This is a genomic window from Aeoliella mucimassa, from assembly GCF_007748035.1.
Lineage (GTDB): Bacteria > Planctomycetota > Planctomycetia > Pirellulales > Lacipirellulaceae > Aeoliella > Aeoliella mucimassa.
In genome coordinates this window covers 968,893-986,982 of sequence record NZ_CP036278.1, presented here as the reverse complement: position 1 = coordinate 986,982, position 18,090 = coordinate 968,893, and the positions used below count along the sequence as shown (strand labels likewise).

Sequence of the window (18,090 nt, the reverse complement as noted above, 5' to 3'; positions counted from 1 at the left end):
CTGGGAGCGGCAACGCAACCCACTTGAAAGGCTTACCATGTCGCGTACCTACCCTGCTCTGCTGCTTACGGCTATCGCCCTGCTTGTTGCCCCCTTTGCCTCGGCCGACGAACCGAACGAGTATTTCGACGAGGCCACGGTGCTTTCACCGGGGGTCAATTCGGTGTACGACTCGCTCGGCGATACGACGCTCGACCCTCCTATCGATACCATCCTGACTGCCGCTGGAACTTCGGGCTCCTACGAGTTTTTTGACGATGACGGTAGCTACTACGGAAACGGACGAGCCTCGGCTCTGTTCGAAGTGCCGATACTGAACAACTCGATCAACTTCACGGTTTCGGGCTATCCCGACGAGACTTTCGAGGGTCAACATAGTGAGTACGGCGATTACGAAGCCTACGTGTCGATCTACGATATCAACAACGAGCTGATCGACTCGGTCTACTACTCAGGTACTCTCGTACCTGGCGCCGTCGACACTTACGCCGAGACCAACGCCAACTGGGCCGGCGCAACCTACAACATCGAACTCGAAAACATCCTCGAGCCTCGCGACGTCGACTTCTGGACCTTCACCGGCTTGCCGACCGGCGCACAGTTCGTAGCCCGTACGTCTGCCTCGGGTGAAGTAGAGGGCGACACCATCATTGGTTGGTTCGATGAAACCGGCACCGAACTCGACTACAACGACGATGATCCGACTTTCGAAACCTACTACTCACGCCTTACCGGCGAAGTGCCTGCCAATGGCGAAGTCACCATCGTCGTCACTGGCTGGCCCGACTATTACTTCACTGGGTACCATGCCGACGATACCGAGTACGTACTCGACATCTGGCTATCTGGCGACTTCAATCTCGATGGCTCGGTCGACCTGGCTGACTACACGGTGTGGCGCGACCACCTGGGCGATGAAACCGACGACGCACTCGACAACCTTGGCGACGGGGAGCCTGGCGTCACCATCGACGACTACGCGATATGGAAGGCCAACTTCGGGGCCTCGATTGCTTTCCCGGAAGAGTTAAGCCAAGCGTCGGTGCCTGAACCCACGTCGCTCGCCTTGCTGCTACTCGCAGCGGTCGGCTTGGTCACGACTTGCCGACACCGATAGGGAATCCGCTTGGCGACCATCCTCCAACGTGTACGCACACTGGGGCTGACGTTGCTGCTACTCGTTGGCGGCTCGTCGGCCTGGGGATTCTCCAACCTATTCTTCTTCGGCGATAGTCTGTCCGACGTCGGAAACACCTCGGGGGCAACCTGGGGCGTCGTGCCTGGCAGCGACTACTACAACGGGCGGTTCAGCAACGGGCCGGTCTATTCCGAACTGCTCTATCAGCAATTCGGCTTCGGTACGCTTACGCCCAGCCGCGATGGTGGCGACAACTACGCGTACGGCGGCGCCCAGACCACTGGCACCGGTTTTCCCGACGGTCTGTTCCTGAACGATCTCGACGAGCAGGTCGACTACTTTCTGGATGACGACATCACCGATCCCACCGCGCTGCACGTGGTGCTGATCGGTGCCAACGACCTATTCCAGGGGCGTACGAGCATGTCGCAGTTGGTCACGACCGTAGGCAACCAGATTACTCGGCTCTACAACGATGGCGCCCGTGAGTTCCTGGTACTCAACCTGCCGAAGCTGGGACTGACTCCGCGGTACAACAACGACCCGGCGCTCGCCGCGAAGATGACCGCGGTGACGGTCGACTACAACACGCAGCTTTCGCTCGAACTCGACCGGTTGGAGCTTTCGCTCAGCGAGTTGAGCCTTCGTCGGTTCGACGTGGAGGGGCTGTTCGACCACGTGGTCAGCCACCCCACCGAGTACAGGCTGACGAACGTCACCCAGGCGGCCGGCCCGGATCCGGTGGTCGCGACCCCCGAGAGTTATCTGTTCTGGGACGACGTCCATCCCACCGCGACCGTGCATGCGGAGCTGGCAAGCCTCCTGGGCGATTTCATCGAGCGCGATAGCTTGCCGGGCGACTTTAATGGCGATTCGCTGGTCGATCTGGCCGACTACACCGTGTGGCGCGACAACCTGGGGGCCAGCGACGAGCAACTTATCAACAACGCCGGCAATGGATTCGCGGGAGTCGACTCCGGCGACTACGAAATCTGGCGTCGTCATTTTGGGCAATCTGGTAGCCTCTCCGCCGCGCAGGCTATCAGCGTTCCGGAGCCATCGAGCTATCTGTTACTTCTGCTAGCGAGTCTCGTGGCTCGAATGGTATGGGCTCGGTAGACGTTAAAGTGACCACCACACTGCCCACTTAATAGGCACACGTCGCACAGACGAACCGTCGTTGCTAGCGGGTTGCCGTCCCTATTTGACCGTAGTTCTGCGAATGTCGAGTACTAAGGCAAAGAAGCGGTGAAGATTCGGTCGCTTCGACAAGGTTGGCACGCGGGTTGCAATGATGTGAGTTCCTTCCGTTATCGCCCCTACAGCCTCGGCTGACCGAAGGGGTCCCGCCCCATCCCCCTGTGAGTTCATTGATGAAACGCGGTTTTTTGTTGGACATGGATGGAGTGATTTATCGCTCCAGCGAGCTGATTCCCGGCGCGAAGCAATTTATCGAAACGCTTCGCAGCTGCGACATTCCTTTCATGTTCCTTACCAATAACAGTCAACGGACCCGTCGCGACGTTGCTACCAAGCTCGAACGCATGGGCATTCCCGTGACTGAAAAGCACATCTTCACTTGTGCAATGGCAACCGCCCGGTACCTGGCCCGCCAGCACCCTGGTGGCACCGCCTACGTGATCGGCGAAGGTGGCCTGCAGACCGCTTTGCACAAGAACGGCTATGCGGTCGTCGATCGTTCGCCCGACTACGTGGTGGTCGGCGAAGGCCGTACGCTGTCGTTCGAGATGCTTGAAACCGCGGTGCAAATGGTGCTCGATGGTGCCAAGCTCGTGGCCACGAATCTCGATCCGAACTGCCCCACCAAGTCGGGCACCCGCCCTGGCTGTGGTGCGATCGTTAAGCTGATCGAAGAAGCCACTGGCATTCAAGCCTTCAGCGTTGGCAAGCCCAGCCCTGTGATGATGCGTCAAGCACGCAAGGAACTCGGCATGGCCACCAGCGAGACGATCATGGTCGGCGACACCATGGAGACCGACATCCTCGGCGGCGTACAAATGGGTTATCGCACCGTGTTGGTCCTCTCCGGCGGCACCAAGCGCGAAGACCTGAAGAACTATGCCTACCAACCCGATCTGGTGGTCGATTCGGTTGCCGACCTGTGCGACACCGACATGCTGATCCACCAGGTGCTCCCCACCAACAATCGTGAGGACGACACTCCGCTGGATATCGATGCCTGGTCGAAAGCCCACGCTTCGTAGGTCGCAGTCGATACGTTCGACGAGCAAACACCACTACTGACGAGTGCAACGATTCGCTCGCACCAGCAGTCAAGCCAACAAGCCCTCCCCCTCGAAAACTCGGGGGTTGAGGGCTTTTTTGTGCGCGGTGGTCGACCTGTGTTACACTAAGCGGCCGAGACGCACTCTTCTCATTCCTCTTGTAAGGACACTTGCTATGAGTCGTTGGTACTTGGCGGTCGCGATTCTTCTGTGCAGTAGTGGTTCGAGCCTTGCTGCTGACCCCACGCTGGTGTTGGTAGAGCCTGAGTCGTTTACCGAAACCGGCGGTTGGGTCATCGATCAGCAGTTCATGGATCTTATGGGCTCACCCTACCTGCTTGCCCACGGACTCGGCGAGCCAGTGCTCGACGCGCACGATACCATCGAATTGCCGAAGCCAGGTACCTATCGAGTGTGGGTGCGTACCCGCGACTGGGTGGCCGTGTGGGGAGCCGAGGGGGCTCCCGGTCGGTTCCAACTGCTGATGAACGACAAGCCGCTCGCAACGACGTTCGGCACCGAGGGAGCCAACTGGCATTGGCAAGATGGTGGTGTCGTTGAACTCGATAAGCAAGCGAAGCTCACCCTGCACGACCTTACCGGATTCGAAGGACGCTGCGACGCGATCCTGCTGAGCGACGACCTTGAGTTCATTCCGCCCGATGGTGGAACCTCGCTCGCGCAACTTCGCGCCGAACTCCTCGGTTGGGACAACCAGCCCATCGAAGCTGGCACTTATGACTTGGTGGTCGTCGGGGGAGGCATCGCGGGCACGAGTGCTGCCATCGCGGGCGCGCGACTGGGACTCGACGTAGCACTAATCCAAGACCGCCCGGTGCTCGGCGGCAACGGTAGTAGCGAGGTACGCGTGTGGCCCGAAGGCAAAACCAACCTCCAGCCCTATCCGCACGTTGGTGATCTGGTGTCGGAACTGGTTCGCGACAAAGGAACAGGCGATGGCAACGCCAAGAACGCCGAGGTGTACGACGACCAGCGGAAGCTCGACCTGGCCCGCGCCGAGACCAATCTCACGTTGATGCTGCTGCATCGCGTGAACGCAGCCACTACGGAAGAGGGCCAAGTGGTATCGGTCGTCGCTCAGGACGTTCACTCAGGGCAACGCAAGCTCGTCCGCGGGCGAATGTTTGTCGATGCCACTGGCGACGGAGTGCTCGGCAGCCTGGTCGGTGCCGACTACGACATGACCGAAGCGGGCCACTTGGGGTCAAGCAATCTGTGGAACGTGGGGGCCGTGGAGCAAAACGAATTTCAGCTCAAATGCTTGTGCGAAGATGACGATCCACTGTCGCTGAACTTCAAAGCCAGCGACGAGCCCGCCCCCTTCCCTCGCTGTCCTTGGGCGGTCGACCTTACCGAGCGCAAGTTCCCCGGGCGCGGTAGCGACACGTCGAAACCCAACCTCGGCCAACTCGGCGGCTGGTTCTGGGAGAGCGGCTTCGACAAGCATCCCATCACCGACATGGAACAAGTGCGCGATCAAAACTTGCGAGCCATGTACGGGGCGTGGGACACCTTGAAGAACGTCGATGGCCAGTACCCTAACCACCGCTTGAAGTGGGCCGCGTTCATCGCTGGCAAACGCGAGTCGCGACGACTACTCGGGGACCTGGTGCTCACCGGCGACGACTTCCGCAACTCCACGCCTTTCGAGGACGCTGCGTTCCCCTGCACCTGGTCGCTCGACTTGCACCTGGCCGATCCTAAGTTCGATGGCGACGACGATCCCTTCATCTCGCGGGCGAACTTCGGCAAGTACGAAGGCCCCTACTGGGCACCCTATCGCTGCTTGTACAGCCGGAACGTCAATAACCTATTCATGGCTGGTCGCGACATCAGCGTCAACCACGAAGCCCTCGGCGGCGTCCGCGTGATGCGCACCTGCGGCATGATGGGCGAAGTGGTTGGCATGGCCGCATCGATCTGCAAAGCGCACGACTGCCTGCCTCGCGACGTTTACACGACCCACCTCGACGAGCTGAAGCAGCTACTCGAAACCGGAGTCGGCAAGCAGAGCAGCCAGGTCGATCGCTAAGGCAAGTTGCACTTTCCTGCTCGCCATCCTATAGCGAGACAACGTTCCAAACGCTCTAGAAGCCCATGTGCTCGGTGCGTTGGATGATTTCTTCCTGCAGCTCTTCGGAGAGATCGCAGAAGTAATCGCTATAGCCAGCCACGCGGACAATGAGGTCGCGGTGCGATGATGGAGCGGCCTGTGCGCGACGCAATGTTTCGGCTTGCACCACGTTCAGCTGCACGTGATGGCCATCCATTTTGAAGTACCCGCGAACCAGGCTCGCCAGGGCGTCGATGCCGGTTTCGTCCTGCAGCAAACTCGGGGTGAACTTCATGTTGAGGAGGGTGCCGCCGGTCTTGATGTGGTCCATCTTCGCGGCCGAGCGAATCACCGCGGTCGGCCCATTGCGATCGGCCCCCTGCACCGGCGAGATCCCCTCCGACAATGGCATACCTGCCAGGCGTCCGTCGGGCGTCGCGCCGACGACTGAGCCAAAGTACACATGACAAGTGGTCGGTAACATCTCGATCTGGTAGCGGCCTCCCTTCGAGTTCGGGCGGCCATCCACGCGATCGAACACCGCCTGAAAGGCGCGCCGCATCAGGTCGTCGGCATAGTCGTCGTCGTTGCCATATTTCGGCAGACGGTGGAGCATGGTCTGCCGCAGCGGTTCGTTGTCGGCAAAGTCGCCCGCCAGCACACCAAGCAGATCGCTGAGCGAAAGCTTCGCTTTGTCGAACACAAGCTGCTTGATCGCTGCCAGGCTGTCGGTCAGGCTGCCGATGCCGACAAACTGAATGAACGTGTGATTGTAGCGAGCACCCCCAGAGTTGTAGTCTTTGCCAGTCGCGATGCAGTCGTCGGTAATCACCGACAGGAAGGGGGCGGGCATCCACCGGGCGTACATTTGCTCGATGATCTGGTTACCGCGGATCTTGATCTCGATGAAGTGATCGAGCTGCGCGCAGAACGCAGCGAACAGCGATTCGAAGTCGCCAAGCTGCTCCACAGTGCCAGTCTCGGGGCCGAGCTGTTTGCCGGTGCGCGGATCAAAACCATTGTGCAGGGTGAGCTCCAGCACCTTCACCATGTTGAAGTAACCAGTGAGAATGTACGCCTCTTTGCCGAACGCGCCGGTTTCGACGCAGCCGCTGCATCCCCCCGCGCGGGCGTCCTCGAGCGACTTGCCTTGCCGCACCTGCTCTTCCACCACCGCGTCGGCATTGAAGATCGAGGGAAAACCATACCCATGGCGAAGCACCCGCAGCGTGTGTTTCAGCACCGCGTCGGGAGTCTTACGCGACAGCTGCACGTTGTTACTCGGCTGCAGCAAGTGCATGTCGTCGATCACGTCGAGCAGCAGGTGGGTAAGTTCGTTGGAACCATCCGAACCATCCGGCAGCAGCCCTCCCAGGTTGATATTGGCAAAGTCGGTGTAAGTGCCGCTTTCGGCCGCGGTCACTCCCACCTTCGGCGGAGCGGTATGGTTGTTGAACTTCACAAAGAACGTTTCGAGCAACTCGCGGGCGTGCTCCTTAGTGAGCGAACCGTCGGCGATGCCTTGCTGGTAGAACGGCCACAGATGCTGGTCGAGATGCCCGGGACTGAAAGCGTCCCAGCCGTTCAGCTCGGTGATCACCGCTAGATGGCAGAACCAATACGCCTGCAACGCTTCGTGAAAATCACGCGGCGGGCCAGCCGGCACCTGCCGACAGACCTCCGTGATCTTCTGCAGTTCCGCGCGACGCGACGCGTCGCGTTCGGTGGTTGCCAGTTGCTCGGCTAGCTCAGCGTGTCGCTCGGCAAACACGATCACCGCTTCGCAAGCGATGTCCATCGCCCGCAACTGTTCGCGTTTCTCGTAGGCTGCGGGGTCGGTGGTGAACTCCAACTTGGCCAGCGATTGGGCGATGTCGCGTTGGAAGTCGCGCATCCCCTTGCGATAGATTTTATCGTCGAGCACCGTATGCCCTGGTGCTCGCTGCTCCATGAACTCGGTGAACACGCCCGCCTCGTAGGCTTCGTGCCAGTCGGGCGACAACGCTGCGAAGATCTTGTCGCGCATCGTCCGGTCGCGCCAATAAGGAATCACCTGCTCTTCGTACGTGGCCAGGCACTCGTCGGTCACCGAGTAGTTGGTCTTCGGGCGGGTGTTGAGCGTTCGCAGGTCTTCGGCCGAATGACACGTCAGCTCGGGATAGGTCGGCACCTGCTTCGGCGCGGGGCCCCGTTCGCCGACAATCAGTTCCTCGTCGCCCAGGTAAATGGACTTCTGCCGACAGAGATGCAGGAACGACTTAGCCCGCATTACCGGCACCGAGTGCTTGCCGTCTTCGTTGCGATAGAACTCGGTAATCAGCCGGGCCCGCTCGGCCGAGATCGAGGGAACCGCGTCGAGACTTTGTTGACGCAAACGAGCAGTGCGCTGGTTCATAGTAGGTTGTGTTTTGAGAAGCGTTCAGAGATCGGTGTCGCAAGCAATTAGCTTACGTGCACTTCGGTTAGCCCATGCGAGCGAAACAGCTCAGCGGCCGATTGCATGACCTCGGCGGTGGGTACCGCTTCGGGGCGTTCGGAACCTTGCTTGCCGATCCGCTCGTGCTTGTGACTGCCAAGCTGATGGTACGTAAGCAAGTCTACCCGGCGAATGCCATCCACTGTAGAGGCGAATCGCGCCAGGGCTTCCAGTTCGCTCGCATGGTCGTTCACCCCTGGAACTATCGGCACTCGAATCCAGATGTTCGAGTGCACTTTGCCCAAGGCGACAAGGTTATCCAATATGCGGGTATTGGAAACACCGGTATGCTCGCGATGCGTTTGCTCGTCCATCGCTTTCAGGTCGTACAAGAATAGATCGGCCAGCGGAGCCACCGACAACAGGTCGTCCTGCTGGCAGTAGCCGCAAGTGTCGATCGCCGTGCGTAGTTCCTGCTGGCGACAAGCGGCAAGCACCCCGCGAACAAATTCCGGCTGCACCATCGGCTCGCCGCCGGAGAGGGTGATGCCGCCGCCGGAGTCTTCGAAGAACAGCCGATCTTTCAGCACCGCGGCCATCACTTCGTCGACCGTCATCAGGCTGCCCATCATGGTTCGCCCGCCGGTGGGACAGACCTCGACGCACTCGCCACACTGGGTGCAGTGCGCCCAATCGGCCAACGGCCCCGTGCACTCGGCGACCGGCTCGTTGTGAGGGCACACCCCCCAGCAGCCACCGCACTCCACGCAGACCGCCGGGTTGATGGCCAGCTCGATCCCCTTCGACTGACTCTCGGGATTATGGCACCACCAGCACCGCAGCGGACACCCTTTCAGAAAGACCGTCGTACGAATCCCCGGGCCATCCTTCACGGAATAGCGTTGAATGTTGAACACGTTGCCCTGAAGCCGTGTCATACGGAGCCGCTGAAAAGTTTGGCCATGGTAAGGGAGAACTTCCCCCATTCTAGCAAGCATCCGCCAGTTCGCTCACTGCCCCCCACCAAACTGCTGCCATTGCCCACCGCGGGAAACCTCAAGAAGGCGTCGCTGTGCTGGCAGTAAACCACTAGAAAACAAGCTACGAGAGTCCTCAATTAAAAACACGATTCGTGCGTCATCCCGCACACAAGTGCAGGACTGGCAGATATAATCGATACCGATTCTCTCCCCCACCGGCCAACCGCGAACGATTAGAGACATGCACACGCAACGAAGAGTGCTTCAAGGGGCCCTGCTACTGGCAATGCTGGCCCAAGCGACAACCCACGCGGACATCTACCAGTGGGAATACATCGACCCATCCGATCCCTCGCAAGGCGTGCAGGCGTCGACGACGGTAGCGCCGGGGGGGGCGGGGCTGGTGCCTGCAAAGGGTCTTAACACCCTCAACAATGACCTCACGCAGGCGTATTTGCCAGGCTACGACCTCACGGGTTCCCACTTCTCGAAGTCCACTCTGGTGGATGCTGACTTCCATGAGTCCAACCTCACTAATGTTTTTTTTGACAATAGTGATCTTACGAATGCCAACCTTCGTGATGCCAACCTCAGGCAGGCGATATTCTACAACACATCACTTATTGGTGCTGACTTAACGGGCGCCAATATCCGAGGAGCCTATTTTACTCTATCGAACGATTTGACGAATGAGCAGGTCTACTCCACCGCAAGCCACCAAGCTGGAGATTTATCCAGCATCATCATCTATCAACTTTGGTTGACTGAAATCAATCTCGAGGGTCAAAACCTGACCAATGCCTACTTTGCAGGTGCCAGACTTACGGACGCCAACCTGGCAAAGGCCAACTTAACTGGTGCAAACTTCTATTACGCCAAGTTCATTGGGGCCGATCTGACAGGAGCGAACCTCACTAACTCAGAAACTACGAGTGCCACTTTTTCAAACGCAAAACTAGTAGAGGCCAATCTCACCAATGCAAACTTCTACGGCGTCAAGATGGAAGGGGCTGATCTTACGAACGCAGTATTAACCAATGCCAATTTCCGACAAGCCCGACTGACCGGCTCTAACTTTGCTGGAGCAGATATTCGTGGTGTCGACTTCTACAACTCGACTGGTCTTACTGCCGAGAACATTTACTCAACAGTCAATTACCAAGCAGGGGACCTTTCCAACATTAACCTTGGCTTCGCCGATATGCCGGGAGCCGACTTCTCGAACCTAGATCTCACAAACACAAACTTTGCGGCCGCTAAACTCACGAATGCTAATCTCAGCAACACCACTCTCGTCAATGCGGCCCTCCACGCCTACCTGACAGGTGCCGACCTCAGTGGCGCCAACATTCTTGGAGCGGACCTTTCAGCTGCAACAGGATTTACCTCTACGCAACTTCACTCGACGGCAAGCTATCAAGCTGGAAATCTCACAGGAGTAGGTCTTGGACTTTTGGATCTTACCAACTGGGATTTCGCTAGACTGAACCTGACTAATGCTTCCTTTGAGAGTGCCACACTGACAGGCACCAATTTCGCAAACGCGGTAGTTCGTGGAACCAACTTCTCTTCAACAACTTCATCAGGCTTTACGGCAGACCAGCTCTACTCTACTTACAGCTATCAAGCCGGAGACATTCCAGATATAAACCTGCGTGACAATGACCTCTCAGCATGGAACTTTGCAGGACAAGACCTACCCCGCGCAAACCTTAGCGAAGCGATACTTACAGGCACGAATTTAACGGGTACCAATCTTACCAATGCCGATTTAAGTTATGCTAACTTTACTGACACAATTCTTGAAGATGCAATTATCGAGGGAGCCAGCTTTAATTGGGCTACTTGGCGAGGATTCACTGCCGGACAACTCTACTCCACCGCAAGCTATCGATCGGGGAATCTTACTGGCATCAAGCTCGTTAAGAACGATCTTACTGGATGGAACTTTGCAGGGCAAAACCTGTCCAACGCTGACTTTGAAGACGCAACGTTAACGAATGCCGACCTGACGAATGCCGAGATCCGTGGCTCGAACTTTTATAATTCCATCGGTCTCACGGCGGCACAACTGCACTCCACGGCTAGTTACCAATCTCAAGATCTTTCAGACGTGAGATTCTCTCGCTTTGACCTATCAGGATCGAATCTGTCGGAGCAGAACCTCTCAAATGCGCAAATGTTTATATGCGACCTCAGCAACACCAATCTAACGGGTGCCGACCTCACGGATGCGTATTTTCGCTCAAACCTTGACGGGGCAAACTTAGCCGACGCAGTCATTACCAATGCCAGCTTTGGCGGCTCCACAAACTTCACCGCAGAACAGTTCTACTCTACCTACAATTACCAGACTGCGATAGCCCAAGACTTTCGGACAGCGGCGGGAGCCATATTCTGTTACGCCGCTACGGTCGGGGCGTAATCGGTTTCGAATGCTTCAGGGGGGGTGTAACCCAGCGACGGGTGGAGTCGCTGGCGATTGTAGAACATGTCAATGTACTTGAATACGCTCAGGCGTGCTGACTCAAGGTCGGCGTACTCATAGTGCTTCGTCCACTCATGTTTCAGACTCCAGAAGAACCTCTCGGCAACCGCGTTGTCGTAGCAGTTGCCCCGGCGGCTCATCGAACACTCGATGCCAAGTGTCTGCAAGGTCCGTTGATAGCTCTCACTCGTGTACTGACAACCGCGATCACTGTGATGCAGCAGTTCGCCAGTACGTGGTTGTCGTGACTCGATGGCTTGACGTAACGCATCGCTCACCAGCGGGGTGGCCAGCGAATGACTCATCGACCAACCTACCACCTTGCGGCTAAACAGATCAACGACGACCGCCACGTACACCCAACCAGCCAGCGTCGGCAAGTACGTGATGTCGGTCACCCATTTCTGGTTCGGACGCTCCGCATCGAAGTCCCGATCCAAGACGTTCGGCGCTTGCTGTTTGGACGGATCCGCCTTGGTCGTCGTCGGCGTGAACCGCTTACGGACTCGGCTTTTCAGGCCCATTTCTTTCATCGCAGAAGCCACCGTGTTACGACAGGCCGTCTCCAACTCCTCGTGTTGCTGGAGTTCGTGAGCGATCTTCTGGGGACCATAGATCGTGTCGCTTGCCTCGAAGACCTGCCGTACGGACTCGTGAATCTTGGCCGTCCGCTCGGAGCGTTTACTTCGCGGACGGTCGACCGAGTCGTAGTAGCCCGATCGACTGACCTGAAGGAGCTGGCACATCAGGGCCACCGGAAAGGAGTCGCGGTGCTCGCTAATCCAGGCGTACTTCATGTCGACTCCTTCGCAAAGTACGCCGTGGCTTTTTTTAGGATTTCTCGTTCCAGTTCGGTCCGCTTGAGTTGTTTGCGGAGCCGAGCGATCTCGGCTCGCATCTCCTCGACCGTGGCGTCGTCACCGCACGGCTCCGGCGGGGGAGCCAATTTGGCGTGCCAGGCCCGCAGCGTGGCATCGCATACCCCCACCGCCTCGCAGGCTGCCTTGAACGAATAACCTTCCTCAACTACCAGTCGCACCGCGTCTCGCTTGAACTCATCGCTATACGTCGGCCGCTGCCGCTTCGCTTGCTCGTCCATATTTCGGACCTCCTATGGGAACCATTATTCCGGCTCCCGCCACTGTCCGAAAGTCTTGGGTTATCGCAGACCGGGAACCTGACTGACTTGGGTCTGCACGAATTAGACTTGACGGGATGGGATTTTTCCGGCCTGAATCTAACAGGTACCTGGATGTTTGATTCAGTTCTCACGGGGGCCAACTTTAGCGGGGCCAATCTGACCAAAGCCCAACTCGACAGAACCACCCTTGAAGATGTCGATTTCACCAACGCTGAAATACGAGGGGCGAAATTATATGAGGCAACCGCTAAAGGGTTTACTGCGGCCCAACTATATTCCACGGCCAGTTATCGGGCGGGCAATCTGGCTAGCACAAGCCTTCGCGGCAATGATCTCGTGGGATGGGACCTCTCACACTTATGCCTAATTGGTGTTGATTTCACGAACTCCTACTTAGAAACCGCCAATCTGAGCGGCTCCGATACGCGAGGCACAAAAAGACTAGAAACGAGCACCGCCATCACCACCAACCTCATCCATCCCGATGGTTACGTTGCTGGATTGCACCTAGCGGCTGACGACACGATGCGGCTGTGGGATTACAACCAGACACCCTCGATCGACATCATGGTTGAAGATGGTATGTCGCTCAGTGCTACCAGCACGCTTCGCCTGGTGTTCGAAGACGACGCCTGGGGCTCGACGCTCAACTTTGTCGAGGGGATCGACGTCGCCCTGGCTGGCACGTTGGAACTACTGCTCGACGAAAGTGTCGATACGGTCTCGCTGGCCGGATCCACGTTCCAGCTGTTCGATTGGACCGGGGTCGAACCGACGGGCGAGTTCGACAGCATCGTGCTCGCTGCCGGAACGACTTGGGACCTAAGCCAGCTCTACGAAACCGGTGCAGTCACGCTGCTGATGCCCGGCGATTTCAATGCCGACGGACTGGTAAACCTGGCCGACTACACCGTGTGGAGAGACCAAGGGGGCTCCTTCGAAGACTACCAACTCTGGAAAAACCACTTTGGACAGGCGGTTCCCCCGAGCGACACTCCCGACTCGCAAACCGTGCCCGAGCCAAGCGCCTGGTTACTCGCGTTGCTAGCCATCGGGCTGCCGCTCGTGCGGCGCGGGCGGTGAGACATTCACTAGCTTGGCTGATCCGATTGAGACTTACACCCACAACTCAGCTACCACTTTATCCTTCGCTAATGACATTACGATGAATACCCTTCTTCACGCGACACTCGGCGGTTTACTTTTTACACTCTTCGCCTACACCTCGGCTTGCGCCGATGTTTTTCAGTGGGAGTACATCGACCCATCCGATCCCTCGCAAGGCGTGCAAGCGTCGACCACACTCTGCCCCGATGGTGCGGGATTAGTGCCTGGAGTGCGATTCAATGCCCGAGAAAAAGACCTCACACAAGCTTACTTGAGCGGATACCTCCTTCACTACAGTAACTTCTCTTACGCCACTCTAACGCGTGCAGATCTCAGTGGCTCCGATCTCACGGACTCTTACATTTCCAATGCGACCCTGACCGAAGCCAACCTGAGCGGGGCGAATCTCACTCGCTCATTTAATAGGAGTTCAGATTATTCCTATGCCAACATGAGTGGAGCCCAACTCTCCTACGCAAGTTTTCGGAGTGAATCTAACGTCATGATTGGCACCAATCTTTCAAGAGCCAATCTTTCTAACGCAGACTTAAGTTATACCGACCTGACCGAAGCGAATTTATCGGAGGCCAATCTTACCAATGCTATTCTAGATCACGCCAATTTAACCGATGCCAAGCTATCAGGAGCCACCTTTACCGACTCGAGCTTTGAGAACTCGGATCTCACTAACGTTGATCTCTCGAAGGCAGCGTTGAACAATGTCGATTTCATTTACGCGGTGCTAACAAATACCGACTTTACAGATAGCAACATCCAGGGCGCACGCTTCAGCAACAGTCTTACCGCAGCTCAGCTCTACAGCACCGCAAGCTATAAATCGGGTGATCTGACTGGACTCAAACTGACCCATCACGCCGGCCTGTCTGGCTGGGACTTTTCCAACCAGAATCTCACCGACGCTATTATTGGTGGCGGACCAGCTACCAACGCAGACTTCACTGGTGCTCTGATCAAGGGAATCGCGATTGGTGCCAATACTGAATTCACTTCGTCGCAGCTCTATTCGACGGCCAGCTATCAAGAGCACGACCTCAGGGAGATAGAGTTGTATGGAGATGCTACGAATTGGAGTTTTGTTGGCCAGAATCTAACCGATGCTCAATTTGTTCAGGCTACGCTGGATGGGGCTGATTTTACTGATGCCGTGATAAAAGGAGCTTACTTTTTTAATGCTCCTGGATTTACAGACTCAGCTTTCTATTCCACGGCAACCTATCAATCCGGGACAATCACAGGAATAGAGTTCTTTCGCATGGATCTTGACGGTTGGAACTTTGCCAACAAGAACCTAGAGCACACCACCTTTTCTGACAGCTCATTGGCAGGAGCTAACTTTGCCGGATCCGATGTTCGCAACACCAGGTTATTCAGCCTTTCGAATCTGACATTCTCACAAATCGAATCAACCGCCTCCTATCAGCAAGGCGATCTGAGTGGTACTGAATTCAATGGCAGTGACCTGACTGGGTTCGATTTTTCCCAAATCAACCTTACGAATGCCAGTTTCTATCACTGCAATCTTACCGATGCCGACTTTAGCGACGCCAACTTGAGTCATGCAGATCTCCGCACCGCATCCGCCACCAATGCAAGTTTTGCTCGAGCGAATCTTCGCGGCGCACTGATGCAAGCTGGGTTCACTAATGCCGATTTGACCGATGCCGACATCCGTGGTGCAGACTTTGGAACATCCGGCCTCGGTGCAGAACAACTCTATTCGACTAAGAGCTATAAGGATGGCGATCTCTCTGAGATAGGTTTATCCAACAAGAACTTGAGCGAGTGGAACTTTGCTGAGAAAGATCTTAACTTTGCCTCTTTTGCTGGATCGGAGCTTTACGACACCGATTTCCGCCACGCAAAAATAGTCTTTGCAAATTTCTCGAACAGTGTCTTGAGAGGAACCGATTTCAGCTATGCCGACGCCCGGGGAACTTACTTAGAACGTGTTTTAAAATTCACTTTTCCGCGCTGGCCAGTCTTTTCGACATGAGGCTGATCATGGCGACGTAGGTGATGGCTTCGCTGGAGGCGGTTGTTTTTTCGTAGTCCTTGCTGTTCCGTCGATGTCGGGCCAGCCAGGCGAAAGTTCGTTCCACGATCCATCGCTTCGGCAATACCACAAACCCTTTTAGGCCGACTGGCCTGAGCACCGTTTGTAGAATCCAACCAAACGTTTCCCAGGTCCAATCGGGCAACCCTGATCGACCGTACGCGAAGTCGCCAAACACAATCTTGATTCGCTTGAATTGCTCGCCCAGCTTGTCCATTACCCATTCGGCTCCGTCCTGGTCCTGCCAATCCGCGCTATGAACGACTATCGCGAGCAACAATCCGAGCGTATCGACCGCCACATGACGCTTGCGGCCCGTGATTTTCTTGGCCGAATCGTAGCCCCTTTCTTCACCTCCTTCGGCCGTGCGAACCGATTGGCTGTCGATGATCGCTACCGTGGGTGTCGACTTCTTGCCTGCCGCTTTGCGTGTTTTGGCTCGCAACGCATCATGAATCTTCTGCCACGTGCCATCATTTCTCCAACGCCAGAAGATGCCGTAAACCGTACTCCAATTCGGAAAGTCCTTAGGCAGCATCCGCCACTGGCAGCCCGTGCGGACGACGTACAAGATCGCGTTGATGATCCGCCGGCGGTCAATCGGACGACGTCCGAACTGCGAACGTGCTGGCAACAACTGACGAAGCAATTGCCATTGTCGATCGGTGACATCACTGCCATACTTCCTTTCCGTTTTCATGCTACGGCTCCTTCCTCAGGCTGCTAACCAAAAGAGGGAGCCGTAGCTGTTTTTCTTTAATCAGGCAATTTCAAAACACGTTCTTAGACCTGACCTATGCCACTGCAAACAATCTCATCCAATCGAGCGGAAGAATCGAAGGGCTCGCCATCTATCCCAACGAAACCATGCGTTTATGGGATTTCAATTACAGTTCCCCGATCCCGATCTCTGTTAGAAAATCGATGTCCATCGCTCCCTCCGGTTCACTTCGCCTGGTGTTCGAAGACGACGAGTGGGGTTCCACGCTGCACTTCGCCCCAGGCATCCAAGTGAGACTCAACGGCACCCTCGAGTTACTACTGGACGACGAGGCCGACGTCAGCTCGCTGGTCGGCACCAGCTTCCAGGTGTTCGACTGGACGGGGGTCACCCCGAATGGCGAGTTCGATTACCTCAAGCTTCACCCGAACACCACCTGGGACACCAGCCAGTTGTACAACACCGGCTACGTCACACTCACCTCCGCAGTGCCCGAACCAAGCGCCTGGTTACTCGCGTTGCTAGCCATCGGGCTGACGCTCGTGCGGCGGTCGGGTCGCTAGTTGGTTTATTGCGATGCTGGGCTGCTCGACGTGTTGCCTCGCAAACTCGCTTGCTAAACGGAGCCTTTGCCATGAGAGCATTCTCGTTCGTGCTGATGGTTGCACTCCATGTGTTTGGGGCTGCATCAGTTGCTAGCGCTGAGAAGCATGCGAGCGAGCCAGCGATGGCGGCGGAAGTGAAGTCGGCCTTGGAATGGCTTTCGGCCGACACGGAAACCTTTGTCGTCGCAAAAGGGCCGTTGGTGTTGTTCCCTACCACAGAGAACGAAGAATCAACGTCCGATTATCGCGACATGCCCAGCTTTCTGTTTACCGCGAGCAAAGAGGGCAAGCTGCAAGACATCCTTGGGCAAAGCCTCCGCGGCAAGCCAGCCCTTTTCGCGATCGAAGGGAGTCGAAACTTTCACCCCCTGCCGGAACCAGACAGCGACTTCCTGCAACTGGGCATGATTCATTTCGAAGGCTGCCAGTTTCTGTTTTTCGACAACAAACTGCAGGCGGAGGTCGCAGAGGCCTTTCAACATTGCCTTACCGAAGCGAAACAACAGAAGCAAATCGCTGGAAAGTCCGTTGCCATCTTCCATGGGAAGAAGAAAGGGGACGGACGGCAGCGGCTGCTGGCCCACCCGCAACCCAACCTGCTTGTGTGTGCGACCGACGAGGCCTACCTAGCCGAAGTACTGAAGCGGATGGCAGCCAAAACCCCAAACGCTCGACGAGCACTCCCGATGGAGCTGCCCGAATGGAAGTGGGTGGATACCGTAGCGGAAGTCTGGGGACTTCGCCACTACGCGCGTCCTCAACCGCCGAGCGATCCCACTTCCCCACTAGGCGGTACAAGTTCGACGGACCGTCTCCACGATCCCGCTGCGATCGGCCTTGTGTTGGCCTACAACGCCAAATCGGAGTTGGTCGTGCATTACCTCACCAAAGCGAACGATGCTGCTGTGATTGCGTCGGAAGCATGGCAGTTTCCAGGCGAGACTTCTATCAAGATCACCCCGGCCGTCGAGGGAGTGATGAAGATCCAATTCCCCCGCAACTGCCAGAACCCAGCCATCGTCTATTTACTCATGCTCAGCCGAATTGGGCACGCGATTTATCTCTAGTGACACATGGCACCGCGATCGCACCAGGGACGC

General features: G+C 56.7%; 14 protein-coding genes. 9 read left to right on the top strand and 5 right to left on the bottom strand.

Translation table 11 applies throughout. The features are described from left to right. Positions 1-37: 37 nt before the first annotated feature. From Pan181_RS04050 to Pan181_RS04035, 4 genes are all read left to right on the top strand, one after another. Positions 38-1,117: a PEP-CTERM sorting domain-containing protein gene (locus tag Pan181_RS04050; RefSeq protein ID WP_145245603.1), complete on the top strand. Its 1,080-nt coding sequence runs from the start codon at positions 38-40 to the stop codon at positions 1,115-1,117. 9 nt (positions 1,118-1,126) lie between these two features. After that, entirely contained in the window at positions 1,127-2,257 is a 1,131-nt protein-coding gene (locus Pan181_RS04045) for an SGNH/GDSL hydrolase family protein (protein WP_197528893.1), read from the top strand. A 254-nt stretch (positions 2,258-2,511) separates the two neighbouring features. Then, positions 2,512-3,363, top strand: coding sequence for a TIGR01457 family HAD-type hydrolase (locus Pan181_RS04040; RefSeq protein ID WP_145245601.1), 852 nt, complete (start codon positions 2,512-2,514; stop codon positions 3,361-3,363). Positions 3,364-3,559: 196 nt separating this feature from the next. After that, a complete protein-coding gene (locus Pan181_RS04035; RefSeq protein WP_145245600.1) occupies positions 3,560-5,437 on the top strand; it encodes an FAD-dependent oxidoreductase in 1,878 nt (625 codons plus the stop codon). A gap of 55 nt (positions 5,438-5,492) precedes the next feature. Here Pan181_RS04035 and hypD read toward each other — a convergent pair whose 3' ends face one another. Together hypD and Pan181_RS04025 are read right to left on the bottom strand one after the other, a co-directional pair. Continuing rightward, positions 5,493-7,853 carry a trans-4-hydroxy-L-proline dehydratase gene (gene hypD / locus Pan181_RS04030; protein ID WP_145245599.1) on the bottom strand — a complete coding sequence of 787 codons (2,361 nt, stop codon included), beginning with the start codon at positions 7,851-7,853 and terminating at the stop codon, positions 5,493-5,495. Between the two features lie 47 nt (positions 7,854-7,900). Continuing rightward, positions 7,901-8,812, bottom strand: coding sequence for a glycyl-radical enzyme activating protein (locus tag Pan181_RS04025; RefSeq protein ID WP_145245598.1), 912 nt, complete (start codon positions 8,810-8,812; stop codon positions 7,901-7,903). Positions 8,813-9,095: 283 nt separating this feature from the next. Here Pan181_RS04025 and Pan181_RS04020 point away from each other — a divergent pair, with 283 nt between their 5' ends. Further along, a complete protein-coding gene (locus Pan181_RS04020; RefSeq protein WP_145245597.1) occupies positions 9,096-11,279 on the top strand; it encodes a pentapeptide repeat-containing protein in 2,184 nt (727 codons plus the stop codon). On the opposite strand, the gene Pan181_RS04015 is transcribed toward Pan181_RS04020, so the two are convergent. Beyond that, a complete protein-coding gene (locus tag Pan181_RS04015) occupies positions 11,255-12,139 on the bottom strand; it encodes an IS3 family transposase (protein ID WP_145245596.1) in 885 nt (294 codons plus the stop codon). The two genes, Pan181_RS04020 and Pan181_RS04015, sit on opposite strands and share 25 nt — an antisense overlap. Beyond that, positions 12,136-12,441 carry a transposase gene (locus tag Pan181_RS04010; protein ID WP_145245198.1) on the bottom strand — a complete coding sequence of 102 codons (306 nt, stop codon included), beginning with the start codon at positions 12,439-12,441 and terminating at the stop codon, positions 12,136-12,138. The genes Pan181_RS04015 and Pan181_RS04010 overlap by 4 nt, the downstream gene beginning before the upstream one ends. 153 nt (positions 12,442-12,594) lie before the next feature. Here Pan181_RS04010 and Pan181_RS04005 point away from each other — a divergent pair, with 153 nt between their 5' ends. Both Pan181_RS04005 and Pan181_RS04000 read left to right on the top strand, forming a co-directional pair. Continuing rightward, positions 12,595-13,566, top strand: coding sequence for a pentapeptide repeat-containing protein (locus Pan181_RS04005; RefSeq protein WP_197528892.1), 972 nt, complete (start codon positions 12,595-12,597; stop codon positions 13,564-13,566). Between the two features lie 82 nt (positions 13,567-13,648). Further along, on the top strand, positions 13,649-15,604 hold the full coding sequence (locus Pan181_RS04000) for a pentapeptide repeat-containing protein (RefSeq protein ID WP_145245594.1): 1,956 nt from the start codon (positions 13,649-13,651) through the stop codon (positions 15,602-15,604). Here Pan181_RS04000 and Pan181_RS03995 read toward each other — a convergent pair. Continuing rightward, the gene (locus Pan181_RS03995) at positions 15,570-16,364 is read right to left on the bottom strand and encodes an IS5 family transposase (RefSeq protein ID WP_145245101.1); all 795 of its coding nucleotides are present in this window, start codon (positions 16,362-16,364) and stop codon (positions 15,570-15,572) included. The two genes, Pan181_RS04000 and Pan181_RS03995, sit on opposite strands and share 35 nt — an antisense overlap. Before the next feature lie 224 nt (positions 16,365-16,588). On the opposite strand from Pan181_RS03995, the gene Pan181_RS03990 reads away from it, so the two are divergent. Beyond that, positions 16,589-16,948, top strand: coding sequence for a PEP-CTERM sorting domain-containing protein (locus Pan181_RS03990; RefSeq protein WP_145245593.1), 360 nt, complete (start codon positions 16,589-16,591; stop codon positions 16,946-16,948). A 71-nt stretch (positions 16,949-17,019) separates the two neighbouring features. Then, positions 17,020-18,057: a hypothetical protein gene (locus Pan181_RS03985; protein WP_145245592.1), complete on the top strand. Its 1,038-nt coding sequence runs from the start codon at positions 17,020-17,022 to the stop codon at positions 18,055-18,057. Positions 18,058-18,090 lie beyond the last annotated feature (33 nt).

Bases quoted from the DNA above. Each gene is read 5' to 3' on its own strand.
- Pan181_RS04050 (WP_145245603.1), top strand. From the start codon at position 38: ATGTCGCGTACCTACCCTGCTCTGCTGCTTACGGCTATCGCCCTGCTT.
- Pan181_RS04035 (WP_145245600.1), top strand. From the start codon at position 3,560: ATGAGTCGTTGGTACTTGGCGGTCGCGATTCTTCTGTGCAGTAGTGGT.
- Pan181_RS04000 (WP_145245594.1), top strand. From the start codon at position 13,649: ATGAATACCCTTCTTCACGCGACACTCGGCGGTTTACTTTTTACACTC.
- Pan181_RS04015 (WP_145245596.1), bottom strand. From the start codon at position 12,139: ATGAAGTACGCCTGGATTAGCGAGCACCGCGACTCCTTTCCGGTGGCC.
- Pan181_RS03990 (WP_145245593.1), top strand. From the start codon at position 16,589: ATGTCCATCGCTCCCTCCGGTTCACTTCGCCTGGTGTTCGAAGACGAC.
- Pan181_RS04010 (WP_145245198.1), bottom strand. From the start codon at position 12,441: ATGGACGAGCAAGCGAAGCGGCAGCGGCCGACGTATAGCGATGAGTTC.
- Pan181_RS03985 (WP_145245592.1), top strand. From the start codon at position 17,020: ATGAGAGCATTCTCGTTCGTGCTGATGGTTGCACTCCATGTGTTTGGG.
- Pan181_RS03995 (WP_145245101.1), bottom strand. From the start codon at position 16,364: ATGAAAACGGAAAGGAAGTATGGCAGTGATGTCACCGATCGACAATGG.
- Pan181_RS04040 (WP_145245601.1), top strand. From the start codon at position 2,512: ATGAAACGCGGTTTTTTGTTGGACATGGATGGAGTGATTTATCGCTCC.
- Pan181_RS04025 (WP_145245598.1), bottom strand. From the start codon at position 8,812: ATGACACGGCTTCAGGGCAACGTGTTCAACATTCAACGCTATTCCGTG.
- Pan181_RS04005 (WP_197528892.1), top strand. From the start codon at position 12,595: ATGTTTGATTCAGTTCTCACGGGGGCCAACTTTAGCGGGGCCAATCTG.
- Pan181_RS04020 (WP_145245597.1), top strand. From the start codon at position 9,096: ATGCACACGCAACGAAGAGTGCTTCAAGGGGCCCTGCTACTGGCAATG.
- hypD (WP_145245599.1), bottom strand. From the start codon at position 7,853: ATGAACCAGCGCACTGCTCGTTTGCGTCAACAAAGTCTCGACGCGGTT.